The sequence below is a fragment of the Streptomyces sp. NPDC001816 genome (assembly GCF_042892235.1).
In the GTDB taxonomy this organism is placed as follows: Bacteria; Actinomycetota; Actinomycetes; order Streptomycetales; family Streptomycetaceae; genus Streptomyces.
This window is the reverse complement of record NZ_JBIATY010000003.1, coordinates 333,627-349,279: the sequence shown is the minus strand read 5'-3', so window position 1 is coordinate 349,279 and position 15,653 is coordinate 333,627. Positions and strand designations below refer to the sequence as shown.

The 15,653-nt window shown below is 71.3% G+C and carries 14 protein-coding genes; 11 read left to right on the top strand and 3 right to left on the bottom strand.

What is annotated here, in order from left to right; genetic code table 11:
• Positions 1-27: 27 nt before the first annotated feature.
• Entirely contained in the window at positions 28-294 is a 267-nt protein-coding gene (rpsT, locus tag ACFYZZ_RS12620; RefSeq protein ID WP_067006864.1) for a 30S ribosomal protein S20, read from the bottom strand.
• A gap of 226 nt (positions 295-520) precedes the next feature.
• Between rpsT and lepA the strand changes: the two genes are divergently transcribed.
• From lepA to ACFYZZ_RS12595, 5 genes are all read left to right on the top strand, one after another.
• Complete coding sequence (gene lepA / locus ACFYZZ_RS12615) at positions 521-2,395, top strand: translation elongation factor 4 (RefSeq protein WP_389174518.1); 1,875 nt, start codon at positions 521-523, stop codon at positions 2,393-2,395.
• A gap of 262 nt (positions 2,396-2,657) precedes the next feature.
• The gene (locus tag ACFYZZ_RS12610; RefSeq protein WP_389174515.1) at positions 2,658-4,532 is read left to right on the top strand and encodes an AMP-dependent synthetase/ligase; all 1,875 of its coding nucleotides are present in this window, start codon (positions 2,658-2,660) and stop codon (positions 4,530-4,532) included.
• Between the two features lie 387 nt (positions 4,533-4,919).
• Positions 4,920-6,800: a SpoIIE family protein phosphatase gene (locus ACFYZZ_RS12605; RefSeq protein ID WP_389175733.1), complete on the top strand. Its 1,881-nt coding sequence runs from the start codon at positions 4,920-4,922 to the stop codon at positions 6,798-6,800.
• A 27-nt stretch (positions 6,801-6,827) separates the two neighbouring features.
• Complete coding sequence (gene hemW / locus ACFYZZ_RS12600) at positions 6,828-8,060, top strand: radical SAM family heme chaperone HemW (protein WP_389174512.1); 1,233 nt, start codon at positions 6,828-6,830, stop codon at positions 8,058-8,060.
• Between the two features lie 27 nt (positions 8,061-8,087).
• Positions 8,088-8,687: a hypothetical protein gene (locus ACFYZZ_RS12595; RefSeq protein WP_389174509.1), complete on the top strand. Its 600-nt coding sequence runs from the start codon at positions 8,088-8,090 to the stop codon at positions 8,685-8,687.
• On the opposite strand, the gene ACFYZZ_RS12590 is transcribed toward ACFYZZ_RS12595, so the two are convergent.
• Both ACFYZZ_RS12590 and ACFYZZ_RS12585 read right to left on the bottom strand, forming a co-directional pair.
• The gene (locus ACFYZZ_RS12590) at positions 8,668-9,474 is read right to left on the bottom strand and encodes a DUF3097 domain-containing protein (RefSeq protein ID WP_389174506.1); all 807 of its coding nucleotides are present in this window, start codon (positions 9,472-9,474) and stop codon (positions 8,668-8,670) included. The two genes, ACFYZZ_RS12595 and ACFYZZ_RS12590, sit on opposite strands and share 20 nt — an antisense overlap.
• A 34-nt stretch (positions 9,475-9,508) precedes the next feature.
• Positions 9,509-10,243: an MBL fold metallo-hydrolase gene (locus ACFYZZ_RS12585; RefSeq protein WP_389174503.1), complete on the bottom strand. Its 735-nt coding sequence runs from the start codon at positions 10,241-10,243 to the stop codon at positions 9,509-9,511.
• Between the two features lie 162 nt (positions 10,244-10,405).
• On the opposite strand from ACFYZZ_RS12585, the gene hrcA reads away from it, so the two are divergent.
• The 6 genes from hrcA (at position 10,406) to ACFYZZ_RS12555 (ending at position 15,547) form a co-directional block, all read left to right on the top strand.
• Complete coding sequence (hrcA, locus tag ACFYZZ_RS12580) at positions 10,406-11,422, top strand: heat-inducible transcriptional repressor HrcA (protein WP_389174500.1); 1,017 nt, start codon at positions 10,406-10,408, stop codon at positions 11,420-11,422.
• Positions 11,423-12,559 (top strand): molecular chaperone DnaJ, encoded by a 1,137-nt coding sequence (dnaJ, locus tag ACFYZZ_RS12575; protein WP_389174497.1) that lies wholly within the window; start codon positions 11,423-11,425, stop codon positions 12,557-12,559. It abuts the gene before it with no gap.
• A 100-nt stretch (positions 12,560-12,659) separates the two neighbouring features.
• The gene (locus tag ACFYZZ_RS12570; RefSeq protein ID WP_389174494.1) at positions 12,660-13,736 is read left to right on the top strand and encodes a nitronate monooxygenase; all 1,077 of its coding nucleotides are present in this window, start codon (positions 12,660-12,662) and stop codon (positions 13,734-13,736) included.
• Positions 13,733-14,485 (top strand): 16S rRNA (uracil(1498)-N(3))-methyltransferase, encoded by a 753-nt coding sequence (locus ACFYZZ_RS12565; RefSeq protein WP_389174491.1) that lies wholly within the window; start codon positions 13,733-13,735, stop codon positions 14,483-14,485. The genes ACFYZZ_RS12570 and ACFYZZ_RS12565 overlap by 4 nt, the downstream gene beginning before the upstream one ends.
• 20 nt (positions 14,486-14,505) lie before the next feature.
• Positions 14,506-14,898 (top strand): VOC family protein, encoded by a 393-nt coding sequence (locus ACFYZZ_RS12560; protein WP_389174489.1) that lies wholly within the window; start codon positions 14,506-14,508, stop codon positions 14,896-14,898.
• A gap of 130 nt (positions 14,899-15,028) precedes the next feature.
• On the top strand, positions 15,029-15,547 hold the full coding sequence (locus ACFYZZ_RS12555; RefSeq protein WP_386572447.1) for a hypothetical protein: 519 nt from the start codon (positions 15,029-15,031) through the stop codon (positions 15,545-15,547).
• The last annotated feature ends 106 nt before the right edge of the window (positions 15,548-15,653 follow it).

The following is a 15,653-nucleotide window of genomic DNA, read 5'->3' as shown; positions in this document are numbered from 1 at the left end:
TTCCGGCGGTCAGATCAAAAGGGAGTTTCAGCCCTTGAGGGACGTGACCTTGGAAGCAAGCGCCGACTTCTTGTTGGCGGCCTGGTTCTTGTGGATGACGCCCTTCGAGACGGCCTTGTCGAGCGCACGCGCGGCAGCGCGCTGCAGCTCGGTGGCCTTCTCGACGTCACCCGCGGCAGCGGCCTCACGGGCCTTGCGGATCGCGGTCTTCAGGGAGGACTTGACGGCCTTGTTGCGCAGCCGAGCCTTCTCGTTGGTCTTGATCCGCTTGATCTGGGACTTGATGTTCGCCACGAAGGAGCCTTTTCAGGTTCTGGTGCGGGGCCGCTCGGGTCCCGTACCGGTGATCCAAAATTTTCTGTTCGCGCCTCGCGCTGAGAGGGCATGAGGCACAGCCATCTACAGTACCAGTGGCCCTCCGGGCGGCCCAAAACGGTCCCCGGTCCCGTCGCGTGGGACCATGGAGACTACGTATCGATCCGACCCGAGGCATAAGGCGCCTCAAGAGACAGGACCCTGCGTGCCCGCGACCCCTAACCATGTGCCCGAGCCGAGCCGTACCGCCCCGGCTCTGATCCGCAATTTCTGCATCATCGCGCACATCGACCACGGCAAGTCCACGCTCGCCGACCGGATGCTCCAGCTGACCGGTGTGGTCGAGCAGCGGCAGATGCGTGCTCAGTACCTCGACCGGATGGACATCGAGCGCGAGCGCGGCATCACGATCAAGTCCCAGGCGGTGCGTCTGCCCTGGGCCCCGACCGAGGGCCCCGACCAGGGCACGACGCACATCCTCAACATGATCGACACCCCGGGGCACGTCGACTTCACCTATGAGGTCTCGCGGTCGCTGGCCGCCTGCGAGGGGACCATCCTCCTCGTCGACGCCGCCCAGGGCATCGAGGCGCAGACCCTCGCCAACCTCTACCTGGCGATGGAGAACGACCTCACGATCATCCCCGTGCTGAACAAGATCGACCTGCCGGCCGCGCAGCCGGAGAAGTTCGCCGAGGAGCTGGCGAACCTGGTCGGCTGCGACCCGTCGGACGTGCTGAAGGTCTCCGCCAAGACCGGCCTCGGCGTCGACGCACTGCTGGACAAGGTCGTCAAGGAGATCCCGGCGCCGGTCGGGGTCGCCGACGCGCCGGCCCGCGCGATGATCTTCGACTCGGTCTACGACTCCTACCGCGGTGTCGTGACCTACGTCCGTGTCATCGACGGCCAGCTCAACAAGCGCGAGCGCATCAAGATGATGTCGACCGGCGCCACCCACGAGCTGCTGGAGATCGGCGTCAACTCGCCCGAGATGCTCCCGGCGGACGGTCTGGGCGTCGGTGAGGTGGGCTACCTCATCACCGGCGTGAAGGACGTGCGCCAGTCCAAGGTCGGTGACACCGTCACCAGCCAGGCCAAGGGCGCCACCGAGGCGCTCGGCGGCTACAAGGACCCGAAGCCGATGGTCTTCTCGGGTCTGTATCCGCTGGACGGCTCCGACTACCCGGAGCTGCGCGAGGCCCTCGACAAGCTCCAGCTCAACGACGCCGCGCTGGTCTACGAGCCGGAGACCTCCGCGGCCCTCGGCTTCGGCTTCCGCGTCGGCTTCCTCGGCCTGCTGCACCTGGACGTGATCCGGGAGCGGCTGGAGCGCGAGTTCGGCCTCGACCTGATCGCCACCGCGCCCAACGTGGTCTACCGCGTGGTCATGGAGGACGGCAGCGAGCACGTCGTCACCAACCCGAGCGAGTTCCCCGAGGGGAAGATCGGCGAGGTGTACGAGCCGGTCGTGCGCGCCACCATCCTGGCGCCCACCGAGTTCATCGGCTCGATCATGGAGCTGTGCCAGACCCGGCGCGGCACCCTGCTCGGCATGGACTACCTCTCCGAGGACCGGGTCGAGATCCGCTACACCCTTCCGCTCGCGGAGATCGTCTTCGACTTCTTCGACCAGCTGAAGTCCAAGACCCGCGGCTACGCGTCCCTCGACTACGAGCCCACCGGCGAGCAGACCTCCAGCCTGGTCAAGGTCGACATCCTGCTGCACGGCGACAAGGTGGACGCCTTCTCGGCGATCACCCACAAGGACGCCGCGTACGCGTACGGGGTGCGGCTCGTCGCCAAGCTGCGCGAGCTCATCCCGCGGCAGGCCTTCGAGGTGCCGATCCAGGCCGCCATCGGCTCCCGGGTCATCGCCCGCGAGACCATCCGCGCTATCCGCAAGGACGTCCTCGCCAAGTGCTACGGCGGTGACATCTCCCGTAAGCGGAAGCTGCTGGAGAAGCAGAAGGAAGGCAAGAAGCGGATGAAGATGGTGGGTTCCGTGGAGGTTCCGCAGGAGGCCTTCATCGCGGTCCTGTCCAGCGATGACAGCGCGGGGTCGGGCAAGGGCAAGAAGTAACCATCGGTAACAGCGCGCGGTGTCCGCAAACCGGGCACAACAGGGGCTCGTCGTGCGAAAGCATGGCGGGCCCCTACGCGTGCGTAGCGTCGCTCTGCGTGGAAAGTGACAGGCCGATGCCCCTTACGCAGCGGCCGGTCGCCCCTTACTCTGATCCCTGCTCGATAGTTACTCGCGAGTTAAACAACAGAGCCTGAACCCCACCGTGAGTTAACCCAGCCGCACCGAGTCAGCCGCACTGTCGCGGGCCCCGGAGGACGTCGTGACCGACACACAGACCCTGATCGAGAACCGCCCGCCGTCCGTCGCGGCCCTCTTCCTGGAGCGCGTGGCGGCCACACCGGACGCCGAGGCCTACCGCTACCCGGTCCCGCCCGCCTCCGGCCAGGGTCCCGACGACTGGAAGTCGCTGAGCTGGGCCGAGGCGGCACAGCGGGTGTACGCGATCGCGGCAGGGCTCATCGAACTGGGTCTGCAGCCGGAGCAGCGGGTGGCGCTCGCCTCCTCGACCCGCGTCGAGTGGATCCTCGCCGACCTCGGCATCATGTGCGCGGGCGGCGCCACCACGACCGTCTACCCGCAGACCAACGCCGACGAGTCCGCGTTCATCCTCTCCGACTCCGAGAGCCGGGTGCTGATCGCCGAGGACGCGGCCCAGGTCGCCAAGGCGCTGGAGAAGCGCGCCGAGCTGCCCGCGCTGACCAAGGTCGTCGTCATCGACCCGGCCGGCGTCGAGACGGATGAGTGGGTCATCACCCTCACCGATCTTGAGCAGCGGGGCGCCGCCTATCTGGAGAAGCACCCCGAGCTGATCAAGGAGCGGGTCGGCGCGCTCACCAAGGACCAGCTCGCCACCCTCATCTACACCTCCGGCACCACCGGCCGCCCCAAGGGCGTGCGCCTGCCGCACGACAACTGGGCGTACATGGCGAAGGCCATCGCCGCGACCGGCCTGATCAGCGGCGACGACGTGCAGTACCTGTGGCTGCCGCTCGCCCACGTCTTCGGCAAGGTCCTCACCTCCGGCCAGATCGAGGTCGGCCACGTCACCGCCGTGGACGGCCGTGTCGACAAGATCATCGAGAACCTTCCGGTGGTGCAGCCGACGTACATGGCCGCCGTGCCGCGGATCTTCGAGAAGGTCTACAACGGCGTCGCCGCCAAGGCCCGCGAGGGCGGCGGGGCGAAGTACAAGATCTTCCAGTGGGCCGCCGAGGTCTCCCGCGAGTACGCCAAGGTCTCGCAGGACAACTTCCGCCGCACCGGCAGCCACGCCGTGCCGTTCAGCCTCGGTGCCAAGCACAAGGTCGCCGACGCCCTCGTCTACTCCAAGCTGCGCGAGGCCTTCGGCGGCCGGCTGCGCGCCTGCGTCTCGGGCGCCTCCGCGCTGGCCCCCGAGATCGGCTACTTCTTCGCCGGCGCCGGCATCCACATCCTGGAGGGCTACGGCCTCACCGAGACCTCCGCGGCCTCCTTCGTCAACCCGGGCGAGGCCTACCGCACCGGCACCGTCGGCAAGCCGCTGCCCGGCTGCGAGGTGCGCATCGCGGACGACGGCGAGATCCTGCTGCGCGGCCCCGGCGTCATGGACGGCTACCACCAGCAGCCCGAGAAGACCGCCGAGGTGCTGGAGAGCGACGGCTGGTTCCACACCGGCGACATCGGCGAGCTGTCGCCCGACGGCTACCTGCGCATCACCGACCGCAAGAAGGACCTCATCAAGACCTCCGGCGGCAAGTACATCGCGCCGGCCGAGGTCGAGGGCCAGTTCAAGGCGGTGTGCCCGTACGTCTCCAACATCCTGGTGCACGGCGCCGACCGGAACTACTGCACCGCCCTCATCGCCCTCGACGAGATCGCCGTCCTGCAGTGGGCCAAGGAGAACGGCCTGGACGGCAAGTCGTACGCCGAGATCGTCGCGGCCCCGCAGACGGTCGAGATGGTCGACGGCTACGTCAAGCAGCTCAACGAGGGCCTGCAGCGCTGGCAGACCATCAAGAAGTTCCGGCTGCTGCCGCGCGATCTCGACGTCGAGCACGGCGAGATCACCCCGAGCCTGAAGCTGAAGCGGCCGGTGGTCGAGCGGACGTACAAGGCCCTGATCGACGAGATGTACTCGGGCACCCGCGAGGCATGAGACAACCGTCCGGCCCCGGAAGGCACTTCGCCTGCCGGGGCCGGCGTGTGCCGCCGTCACTCGGACCGTTCCCCCTTCCGAGCGAATGTCGCCGCGCCCTCGGGTCGACCGGATCACTCTGGGCGCCCACCGGCGGGTGCAGCGGGAACTAGAGCGGGTGCAGCACGTGCTCGATCAGGTCGTCCCCGACCCGTCCTGCACGGTGCCGTCGTCGTACCGGGATGCCTGGTCGGCGTCGAGGACCCGGACAAACTCGGGATGCTCGAATTCCGCACATTTTCCGACCGTGTTCGAGCACACCCGTAGCACAGTTCTCACGCGCGCCTGTCCACTTCGGTAACTCAGCGCACCGGCGTGGGGTCACTCTGTCACCCTGGCCGCATGGACATGGCGGCCATACCGACGCAGCGGGAGAGCGAGAGTTACGACTGTGGGGCACAGGGACTCGCCACCCTGCCCGGCGGTCCCCTCGCGCCCGGATCAGCCCGTGCGCTGGTGCGCTCCGCCTTCGCCGAGTGGTCCGACCGGGGGCTCGTGGACCCGGAGCGGTCCCCACGGCTGGCCGACGACGCCATGGCCGTCGTCAGCGAGCTCGTCACCAACGCCGTCGTGCACGCGGGCACGGAGGTGGAGGTCGACTGGCGCCTGGAGGAGTCCGGCGCGTTCGTGGTGGAAGTGCGCGACCACCACCCGGCGCGCGCGCCGCGCGACCCAGCGCGCAGTGAGGGGCCGTACGACACCCCCGAGCACGGGCACGGCCTGCGCCTGGTCGCCACCCTCGCCGAGTCCTGGGGCGTCACCTACCGCACCGGCACCAAGACGGTGTGGGCGCGGCTGTCCGCCGACGGCGGGCAGGACCCGGACGGGCCCGCCCCGGCGCACACCCTGGCGGCCGCCGAGGCCCTCGCCCCACAGCCGCAGCGCCCCGCAGCCGACCGGGACTGGCTCGGCCGGGGCGCGCTGTCCTTCCTCGCCGAGGCCTCCGACCTGCTCGCCGGGCAGCTGGACGAGAACCTGGTCACGGCCCTCACCGGCCAGCTGATCGTGCCCCGGCTCGCCGACTGGTGCGCAGTGTGGCTGGAGGACGAGGCGACCGTGCGCGGCGGCGACGGCGGCGCGCCCACGCGGGTCTGGCACGCCAGCGAGAACCGCATCGAGGAGCTGTCCCGCGCCCTGGAGAAGGATCCGCCTTGCTCGCGGGACGGGAGGATGGGGGTTCCCCCGCTCGAGCAGAGCCGGGAGTGGGGGAGGTCCGGCCCGGAGCCGTACCCCTGGCCCGGCGACGCGCTCGGCCCGCAGGACGCCCACGGCGCGGCGCTGGCGTACCGGCTGATCGCGGGCGGCCGCCCGCTGGGCACGCTGGTCATCGGGCGCTGCGGGCTGCAGCACTTCCCGGACGAGCTCACCGGGCTCGTCGAGGATCTCGCCCGCCGGGTCGCCCTGGCCATCGGCGCCGCCCGCCAGTACGCCCGGCAGGCCACCATCAGCGCCGTCCTGCAGCGCGGCCTGCTGCCCGGCGCGGTCGCCGAGATCCCCGGAATGAGCAGCGCGCTCGTCTACGAACCCTGCGACAAGGGCGGCCCCAGCGGCGACTTCTACGACCTGTTCCCGGCGGGCGACGGCCGCTGGTGCTTCGCCGTCGGCGACGTACAGGGCAAGGGCCCCGAGGCGGCGGTCGTGATCGGACTCGCCCGCCCCTGGCTGCGGCTGCTCGCCCGCGAGGGCTACCGGGTCGCCGACGTCCTCGACCGCCTCAACCAGCTCCTCCTGGACGACGCCACCGAGGCCGCCGACGCGGCCGCCCGCGCACTGGTCGCCGGCGGCGCCCGGCCCGTGGCCCCCGGGGACGGCCCGCAGACCCGTTTCCTGTCCCTTCTGTACGGCGAGCTGACCCCGCACGACGGCGGCGTCCGCTGCACCCTCGCCTCCGCCGGACACCCCCTGCCGCTGCTGCTGCGCCCTGACGGCGACGTGCGCACCGCCGCCCGCCCGCAGACCCTGCTGGGCGTGGTGGAGGACGAGACCTACACCAGCGAGACCATCGAGCTGGGCCCCGGCGACAGCCTGCTGTGCGTGACCGACGGGGTGACCGAGCGCCGTTCCGGCTCCCGCCAGTTCGACGACGGCGACGGGCTCGCGCGGGCCCTGTCCGGCTGCGCGGGCCTGAGCGCCGAGCTGATCGCGGACCGGATCCGTCGTCTGGTGCACGACTTCGGCGGCGGCCTGCCGGAGGACGACCTGGCCCTGCTGGTGCTCCAGGCGGAGTAACCGACGCCGTACGGGACAATGGAGGACATGCCTTCCGCACTCCCCGACGGCGAGCCGGTCCCCGACGACGGCACGCTGCCCGCCGCCGCACTCGCCGGCACCGCCGACCGACCCCTCGGGTTCTATCTGCACGTCCCGTACTGCGCGACCCGCTGCGGCTACTGCGACTTCAACACGTACACCGCGACCGAGCTGCGCGGCACCGGCGGAGTGCTCGCCTCCCGGGACAACTACGCGGACACCCTGACCGACGAGGTCCGCCTGGCCCGCAAGGTGCTCGGCGACGACCCGCGCGAGGTCCGCACGGTCTTCGTGGGCGGCGGCACGCCGACCCTGCTGGCCGCCGACGACCTGGTGCGGATGCTGGGCGCGATCCGCGACGAGTTCGGTCTCGCGCCGGACGCGGAGATCACGACGGAGGCGAACCCGGAGTCGGTCGACCCGGCCTACCTCGCCGCCCTGCGCGCGGGCGGCTTCAACCGGATCTCCTTCGGCATGCAGAGCGCGAAACAGCACGTGCTGCGCGTGCTCGACCGCACGCACACTCCGGGGCGCCCCGAGGCGTGCGTGGCGGAGGCACGAGCCGCGGGCTTCGAGCACGTCAACCTGGACCTGATCTACGGCACGCCGGGGGAGTCGGACGACGACTGGCGGGCCTCACTGGACGCGGCGCTGGGGGCGGGGCCCGACCACATCAGCGCGTACGCCCTGATCGTCGAGGAGGGCACCCAGCTGGCGAGAAGGATCCGCCGGGGCGAGGTCCCGATGACGGACGACGACGTCCACGCCGATCGCTATCTGATCGCCGAGGAGATGCTGTCCGCGGCCGGCTTCGACTGGTACGAGGTCTCCAACTGGGCCACCTCGGAGGCGGCCCGCTGCCTGCACAACGAGCTGTACTGGCGGGGCGCGGACTGGTGGGGCGCCGGGCCGGGGGCGCACTCGCACGTGGGCGGGGTGCGCTGGTGGAACGTCAAGCATCCGGGGGCGTATGCGGCGGCGCTGGCGTCTGGGCGGTCGCCGGGGGCCGGGCGTGAGTTGTTGTCCGACGAGGACCGCCGGGTGGAGCGCATCCTGCTGGAGCTGCGGTTGCGGGAGGGGGTACCTCTGTCGCTGCTGAAGAAGGAGGGGCTCTCGGCTTCCCAGCGGGCACTGGCGGACGGGCTGCTTCAGGAAGGGCCGTACGAGGACGGACGGGCGGTGCTGACGCTGCGCGGGCGGCTGCTGGCGGACGCGGTGGTGCGGGATCTGGTCGACTGATCGTCGGGCTGGGTACAGTTCCCGGCCATGATCTCTGACAGACGGCCGGATCCGGACGCCACCGTGGTGCGGTACGGGTTGCGGTGGCTGCTGTGGACGCTGCCGCTGGTGGTGCTGCTCGGCGGCGTGGGCGTGCTCGGCCTGCTGGCCCTGATGGACAAGGGATTCCACGTCGTCGCCCTGGTCTGCCTGCTCGGCCTGGTCTGGGCCGGGTTCGCGCTGCGCACGGTGCTGCGGTGGCGCGGAATGGTCACGGCCCTCGACGCGAACGGGTTCTGGGTCCTGCGGCGGGGGAAGGCCGTGCTGATCCCCTGGGACTCGCTGGCCGGGGTCGGCCTCTACTGGACGCGCGTCGGCCGGAGGCTGGTCCACACGGTGGAGCTGTGCCCCGGCGGTGACATCGACCATGACGACCCGTTGCTCCGCGAGTTCGTCCGCGAGGCGGCGCCGCTGCGCGAGGAGCTGCCCCGGCTGCGCTACCGCTTGGACGTACGGCACTTCTTCAGCGTGTACGACCGCGCGCTCCGCCGCTGGGCCCCGCCCGAGCTGTGGTTCGGGCGCGTCGAGCAGCCCGGCTCCTACCTGAGACAGCCGGCTGCCGCCGGGTTCACCCGGCCGGGGCAGTGACGAAGTCGATCAGTTCCTCCACCCGCCCCAGCAACTCCGGCTCAAGATCCTTGTAGGACCGCACCCGCGACCGAATCCCCTGCCACGCCGCCCCCGTGTTCTCCGGCCATCCCAGCGCCCGGCACACCCCCGTCTTCCAGTCCTCCCCGCGCGGCACCCGGGGCCAGCCGGGAATGCCCAGGGACGATGGCTTCACGGCCTCCCAGATGTCGATGTACGGGTGACCGAGCACCAGCGCGTGCTCGCTCGTCACCGACTCGGCGATGCGCCACTCCTTCGTGCCCGGCACGAGGTGGTCCACGAGTACGCCCAGGCGCGCATCCGGACCCGGCGCGAACTCGGCCACGATCGCCGGCAGGTCGTCCACGCCCTCCAGGTACTCCACGACCACGCCCTCGATGCGCAGGTCGTCGCCCCACACCTTCTCGACCAGTTCGGCGTCGTGCCGGCCCTCGACGTAGATGCGGCCGGCGCGGGCCACGCGCGCGCGTGCGCCGGGGACGGCCACCGAACCGGACGCCGTACGGGTGGGGCGGACAGGGCCCGAGGCGGGCCGCACCAGAGTCACCACCCTGCCCTCCAGCAGGAAGCCGCGCGGCTCCAGCGGGAACACCCGGTGCTTGCCGAAGCGGTCCTCCAGCGTCACCGTGCCCGCCTCGCAGCGGATCACCGCGCCGCAGAAACCGGTGCCGGGCTCCTCGACCACCAGGCCGGGCTCCGCCGGGACCTCCGGCACGGGCTTCGGCTTCTTCCAGGGCGGGGTCAGGTCCGGTGAGTACTGGCGCATTCGGATGACGATAGGAGAAGCCGCCGACCCGCACTCACGACACGCCGAAACGCGCTGCCAGCTCGTCGCGTTGCCGTCGTACGAACGCCGCGTCGACCACCGCACCGTGACCGGGGACGTACAACGCGTCCTCGCCGCCGAGGGCGAGCAGCCGGTCCAGGGCGTCGGGCCAGCGGGACGGTACGGCGTCCGGGCCCGCCTGGGGTTCGCCGGACTCCTCCACCAGGTCGCCGCAGAAGACGATCTCCGCGGCGCCGGAGACCGGGCCGGGGACGAGCACCGCGAGATCGTGGGCCGTGTGGCCGGGGCCCACGTTGGCCAGCAGCACCTGCCGGCCCTCACCGAGGTCCAGCGTCCACTCGCCCGAGACCAGGTGGCGGGGAGCAGTCAGGGCGGCGACGGCCGCGTCCGCGTCCGCGGCCGGCAGCCCGTGCCGGACCGCGTCCCGGCACAGCTCCTCGCGTTCGTACGCGAACACCGCGTCGATGCCCACCGCCGCGTACGTCTGCGCCCCGGCGAAGGCGGCCGCGCCGAAGACGTGGTCGAAGTGGGGATGCGTGAGCGCGAGATGGGTCACACCGTGCCCCGCCAACTGCTCCGCCCACGTCCGCAGCCGCTCGCCCTCGGCCGGGCTCGACCCGGCGTCCACCATCAGCGCCGTACCCGCCCCGAGAACCAGGCCCACGGTGCAGTCCCAGCCGGGCAGCCGGCACCGCCCCACCCCGGGCGCCAGCCGCTCCCACCCCAGCTCTTCCCAAGTCACCGTCATACCGCGACGCTAGCGGTACGACCAGGTACGGCAGGACCGACCTTGCCCAGTGAGTACCCCACGCCCGTACACTGGGCTGGGGAAGGCTGGCACTCGGACACGCAGAGTGCCAGGCGGGCGACCGGAAGAACCGAGGGGACGACATGCTGGAGGTGCGCGCGGATGCTGAGTGAACGCAGGCTTCAGGTGCTGCGCGCCATCGTCCAGGACTACGTGGGCACCGAGGAGCCGGTGGGCTCGAAAGCGCTCACCGAGCGGCACAACCTCGGCGTCTCCCCGGCGACCGTCCGCAACGACATGGCCGCCCTGGAGGACGAGGGGTTCATCGCCCAGCCGCACACCAGTGCCGGGCGCATCCCCACCGACAAGGGCTACCGGCTGTTCGTGGACAAGCTCGCGGGCGTCAAGCCGATGACCGCGCCCGAGCGCCGCGCGATCCAGAACTTCCTGGAGGGCGCCGTCGACCTCGACGACGTCGTGGCCCGCACGGTACGGCTGCTCGCGCAGCTGACCCGGCAGGTCGCCGTCGTGCAGTACCCGTCCCTGACCCGGTCCACCGTGCGGCACGTGGAGCTGCTCTCGCTCGCCCCCGCGCGCGTGATGCTCGTGCTGATCACGGACACCGGCCGGGTCGAGCAGCGGATGGTCGACTGCCCGGCCCCCTTCGGCGAGGCGTCCCTGGCGGACCTCAGGGCCCGGCTGAACAGCCGGGTCGCGGGCCGCAGGTTCAGCGACGTGCCGCGCCTGGTCGAGGACCTCCCCGAGGCCTTCGACGTCGAGGACCGCGGTACGGTCTCCGCAGTGCTCTCCACCCTGCTGGAGACACTGGTCGAGGAGAACGAGGAGCGGCTGATGATCGGCGGTACCGCCAATCTCACCCGCTTCGGACATGACTTCCCCCTCGTGATCCGGCCCGTCCTGGAGGCCCTTGAGGAGCAGGTCGTGCTCCTCAAGCTCCTCGGCGAGGCGAAGGATCCGGGCATGACCGTGCGCATCGGGCACGAGAACGCCCACGAGGGACTCAACTCCACCTCCGTCGTGTCGGTCGGCTACGGTTCGGGCGGCGAGGCGGTTGCCAAGCTAGGCGTGGTCGGACCGACCCGCATGGACTACCCGGGAACGATGGGAGCGGTACGCGCAGTGGCACGGTACGTCGGACAGATCCTGGCGGAGTCGTAAGTGGCCACGGACTACTACGCCGTTCTCGGCGTGCGCCGCGACGCGTCGCAGGATGAGATCAAGAAGGCGTTCCGTCGGCTCGCGCGCGAGCTGCACCCGGACGTCAACCCGGATCCGAAGACCCAGGAGCGGTTCAAGGAGATCAACGCCGCTTACGAGGTGCTGTCGGACCCGCAGAAGAAGCAGGTCTACGACCTCGGCGGCGACCCGCTCTCCCAGGCGGGCGGCGCCGGAGCGGGCGGCTTCGGGGCCGGTGGCTTCGGCAACTTCTCCGACATCATGGACGCGTTCTTCGGCACGGCGTCGCAGCGCGGCCCGCGCTCGCGCACCCGGCGCGGCCAGGACGCGATGATCCGCATCGAGGTCGAGCTGGACGAGGCGGCCTTCGGGACGACCAAGGACATCCAGGTCGACACCGCGGTCGTCTGCAACACCTGTAACGGTGAAGGCGCCGCTCCCGGCACGTCCGCCCAGACGTGTGACATGTGCCGCGGCCGCGGTGAGGTCTCCCAGGTGACCCGGTCCTTCCTGGGCCAGGTCATGACCTCCCGCCCCTGCCCCCAGTGCCAGGGCTTCGGCACGGTCGTGCCGACCCCGTGCCCGGAGTGCGCCGGTGACGGGCGCGTCCGCTCCCGTCGCACGCTGACCGTCAAGATCCCGGCCGGTGTCGACAACGGCACCCGCATCCAGCTGGCCGGCGAGGGCGAGGTCGGCCCCGGCGGCGGTCCGGCCGGTGACCTCTACGTCGAGATCCACGAGCTGCCGCACCCGACCTTCCAGCGGCGCGGCGACGACCTGCACTGCACGGTCACGATCCCGATGACGGCGGCGGCCCTCGGCACCAAGGTGCCGCTGGAGACCCTGGACGGCATGGAGGAGGTCGACATCCGGCCCGGCACCCAGTCCGGCCAGTCGATCCCGCTGCACAACCGGGGCGTCACGCACCTGCGCGGCGGCGGCCGGGGTGACCTGATCGTCCACGTCGAGGTCACGACCCCGACCAAGCTCGACCCCGAGCAGGAACGGCTGCTGCGCGAGCTGGCGAAGCTGCGCGGCGAGGAGCGTCCGCAGGGACAGTTCCAGCCGGGGCAGCAGGGGCTCTTCTCGCGGTTGAAGGACGCTTTCAACGGGCGCTGAACCATCGGCTGCGGGGTGCCTCGGCACCCCGTATGCCGGTGGCCTATGCCGTGGGACGCCCGGATTCGGACTTGTTCAAAGGACGTGACAACATGCCGTCATGTCCTCCGCACTGACCGATCTCTTCCCCCACCCGATCGTGCAGGCCCCCATGGCGGGCGGTGTCTCCGTCCCGCAGCTCGCCGCCGCCGTGTCCGAGGCGGGCGGCCTCGGGTTCCTCGCCGCCGGATACAAGACCGCCGACGGCATGTACCAGGAGATCAAGCAGCTGCGGGGGCTCACGAGCCGGCCTTTCGGCGTGAACCTCTTCATGCCCCAGCCGGAGTACGCGGAGTCGGGCGCCGTCGAGGTCTACGCGCACCAGCTGGCCGGTGAGGCCGCCTGGTACGAGACCGAGCTGGGCGACCCCGACAGCGGCCGGGACGACGGCTACGACGCCAAGCTCGCGGTCCTCCTCGACAACCCGGTGCCGGTGGTCTCCTTCCACTTCGGCATCCCGAGCCGGGACGTCTTCGACTCCCTGCGCCGTGCCGGAACCCTCACCCTGGTCACCGCCACCACCGCCGAGGAGGCCCTCGCGGTCGAGCGGGCCGGCGCGGACGCGGTGATCGCCCAGGGCGTGGAGGCCGGCGGCCACCAGGGCACCCACCGGGACATCCCCGAGAACGACGGCTCCGGCATCGGCCTGCTCTCGCTGGTCGCCCAGGTCCGGGAGGCCGTGAACATCCCGGTCGTCGCCGCCGGCGGCCTGATGCGCGGCAGCCAGATCGCCGCCGTCCTCGCGGCGGGCGCGAGCGCGGCCCAGCTGGGCACGGCGTTCCTCGCCACCCCGGAGTCCGGCGCCCACGCCCTGCACAAGCAGGCGCTGACCAACCCCCTGTTCGCCCGCACCGAGTTGACCCGCGCCTTCTCCGGCCGCCCGGCGCGCGGCCTGGTCAACCGCTTCCTGCGCGAGCACGGCCCGTACGCCCCCGCCGCCTACCCCGAGATCCACCACCTGACCGCACAGCTGCGCAGGGCCGCCGCCAAGGCCGGCGACGCCCAGGGCATGGCGCTGTGGGCGGGCCAGGGCCACCGGATGGCCCGCGAGCTGCCCGCCGGGCAGCTGGTGGAGGTCCTCGTCGGCGAGCTCGATGCGGCGAGGACAGCGTTGTCGGACGGAGGTGACGGGCGATGACGGCTCCGGTCTTCGTCGTCGACTCCCTGGAGGGCGTGGGCCCCGGGTCGATCATCGACGTGACGGGCCCCGAGGGGCGGCACGCGGTCTCCGTACGGCGGTTGCAGCCCGGTGAGGACGTGGTGGTCACCGACGGGAAGGGCCGGGGGGCGGCCGGGGTCGTCCTCAGCGCGTCGGGGAAGGACCACCTGGTCGTCGAGCCCTTCGAGTTCCCGGTGGAACCCGAGCCGAGCCCCCGTATCACCGTCGTCCAGGCCCTGCCCAAGGGCGACCGCGGTGAGCTGGCCGTGGAGACGATGACCGAGACCGGCGTCGACGCGATCGTGCCCTGGTCGGCTGCCCGCTGCATCACCCAGTGGAAGGGCGACCGGGGCCTCAAGGCGCTCGCCAAGTGGCGGGCCACCGCGCGCGAGGCCGGCAAGCAGTCCCGCCGCCTGCGCTTCCCGGAGGTGGCGGACGCGGCGACGAGCAAGCAGGTCGCCGCACTTCTCGCCAAAGCCGACTTCGCCGCCGTCCTGCACGAGGACCGCGACTACGGCAGCGAGCCGCTCGCGACCGCCGAACTCCCCGCCACGGGCGAGATCGTGCTGGTCGTCGGGCCCGAAGGCGGCGTCTCCCCCGAGGAGCTGGCACTCTTCGAGGAGGCGGGCGCGAAGGCCTACCGGCTCGGGCGCAGCGTGCTGCGCACGTCGACCGCGGGCACCGCGGCCACCGCGCTGCTCCTGGGCCGCACCGGCCGCTGGTCCTGACACGAACCTGGGGGAACACGATGGAACTCGCACAGGTACGGCTCCTCGTCACCGACTTCGCCGCCTGCTACCACTTCTACGCCGAAGTCCTCGGCCTCAAGCCGCAGTCCGGCGCCACCGAGGGCCCGTACGAGAAGTTCAGCCCGCACGCAGGCTCCGCCGGGATCGCCCTCCAGGACCGCGCCATGATGGCCGAGATCCTGAACGAACTCGGCGACCCGGCCAACGGCCACCGCTCCCTGGTCGTCCTGCGCGTCGACGACCTCGACGCCTACTGCGAGCAGATCACCTCCCGCGGCGCCACCCTGCTCCACGGCCCGGCCCCCATGACCGACCGCATGCGCGTGGCCCACCTCAAGGACCCCGAGGGCAACCTGGTGGAGCTGCAGGAGTGGCTGCTGCTGCGCAGCTGAGGTCATCCGAAGGTGACCGCTCCGAACTGACGAGTGACCGTAAGCGGTCTTCCGTCGTGGGTGGGCCGGTGGCACGCTGCCCTGCATGGGGGTGTCGAGGCGGATTCGGTGTCGGGCGCGGCCCGTGCGTGTGCTGGGTGTGGCCGGGCTTGCCGTGATGGCCGTGGGAGCGGTCGTGGGGTGCCAGCCGGGGGGTCCCGGTTCGGCCGCGGTGGCGTACACCACCGACACGACCGCCACCGCAGAGCTGAAACGGCAGCATGTGCACGTGAGTTGGCTCACCTGCACCGGGAACTACGGCAGCTCGGGCAGCCGCACGCCCGGGCGGGCACCCTCGCCGACACAGACCACCGTCGTCTCCGTCGACTGTCAGGGACAGACCGACGACCTGCGGAAGATCACCGTCGTCGGGGTGGTGACCAAGGCCGTCGACGGCGCCTGTGTGCGCGGGGATCTGACGGCCCGGGTCGAGGGCAAGCAGGTGTTCCACGTCGGCGGACTGGGCAACTGCAACGCCAAGCCGGGGCCGACGTACGCCCCGCCCGTCACCTACCGGCCCTCCGGCGCGCAGCCGACCGTCACCGTCACCGTGACCCGGACGATCTGGTGCAAGGGCGACCCGACCTGTTGGCCAGCGCAGGGCAAGTGATCGAAACCGGGGGCGCGGACGGCGGTCGCTGCGTAAGGTGACGGGGTGACTAAGGGCGCTTCGACGGGAACCTCCGGCTACCTCCGATTCCCCCATCTCCACGGCG

What these genes read in the sequence shown, in the direction of transcription:
- ACFYZZ_RS12605 (WP_389175733.1), top strand. Translation starts at nt 4,920, where the DNA reads ATGGCGGCCATACCGACGCAGCGGGAGAGCGAGAGTTACGACTGTGGG.
- hemW (WP_389174512.1), top strand. Translation starts at nt 6,828, where the DNA reads ATGCCTTCCGCACTCCCCGACGGCGAGCCGGTCCCCGACGACGGCACG.
- ACFYZZ_RS12595 (WP_389174509.1), top strand. Translation starts at nt 8,088, where the DNA reads ATGATCTCTGACAGACGGCCGGATCCGGACGCCACCGTGGTGCGGTAC.
- ACFYZZ_RS12590 (WP_389174506.1), bottom strand. Translation starts at nt 9,474, where the DNA reads ATGCGCCAGTACTCACCGGACCTGACCCCGCCCTGGAAGAAGCCGAAG.
- ACFYZZ_RS12585 (WP_389174503.1), bottom strand. Translation starts at nt 10,243, where the DNA reads ATGACGGTGACTTGGGAAGAGCTGGGGTGGGAGCGGCTGGCGCCCGGG.
- hrcA (WP_389174500.1), top strand. Translation starts at nt 10,406, where the DNA reads ATGCTGAGTGAACGCAGGCTTCAGGTGCTGCGCGCCATCGTCCAGGAC.
- ACFYZZ_RS12570 (WP_389174494.1), top strand. Translation starts at nt 12,660, where the DNA reads ATGTCCTCCGCACTGACCGATCTCTTCCCCCACCCGATCGTGCAGGCC.
- ACFYZZ_RS12565 (WP_389174491.1), top strand. Translation starts at nt 13,733, where the DNA reads ATGACGGCTCCGGTCTTCGTCGTCGACTCCCTGGAGGGCGTGGGCCCC.
- ACFYZZ_RS12560 (WP_389174489.1), top strand. Translation starts at nt 14,506, where the DNA reads ATGGAACTCGCACAGGTACGGCTCCTCGTCACCGACTTCGCCGCCTGC.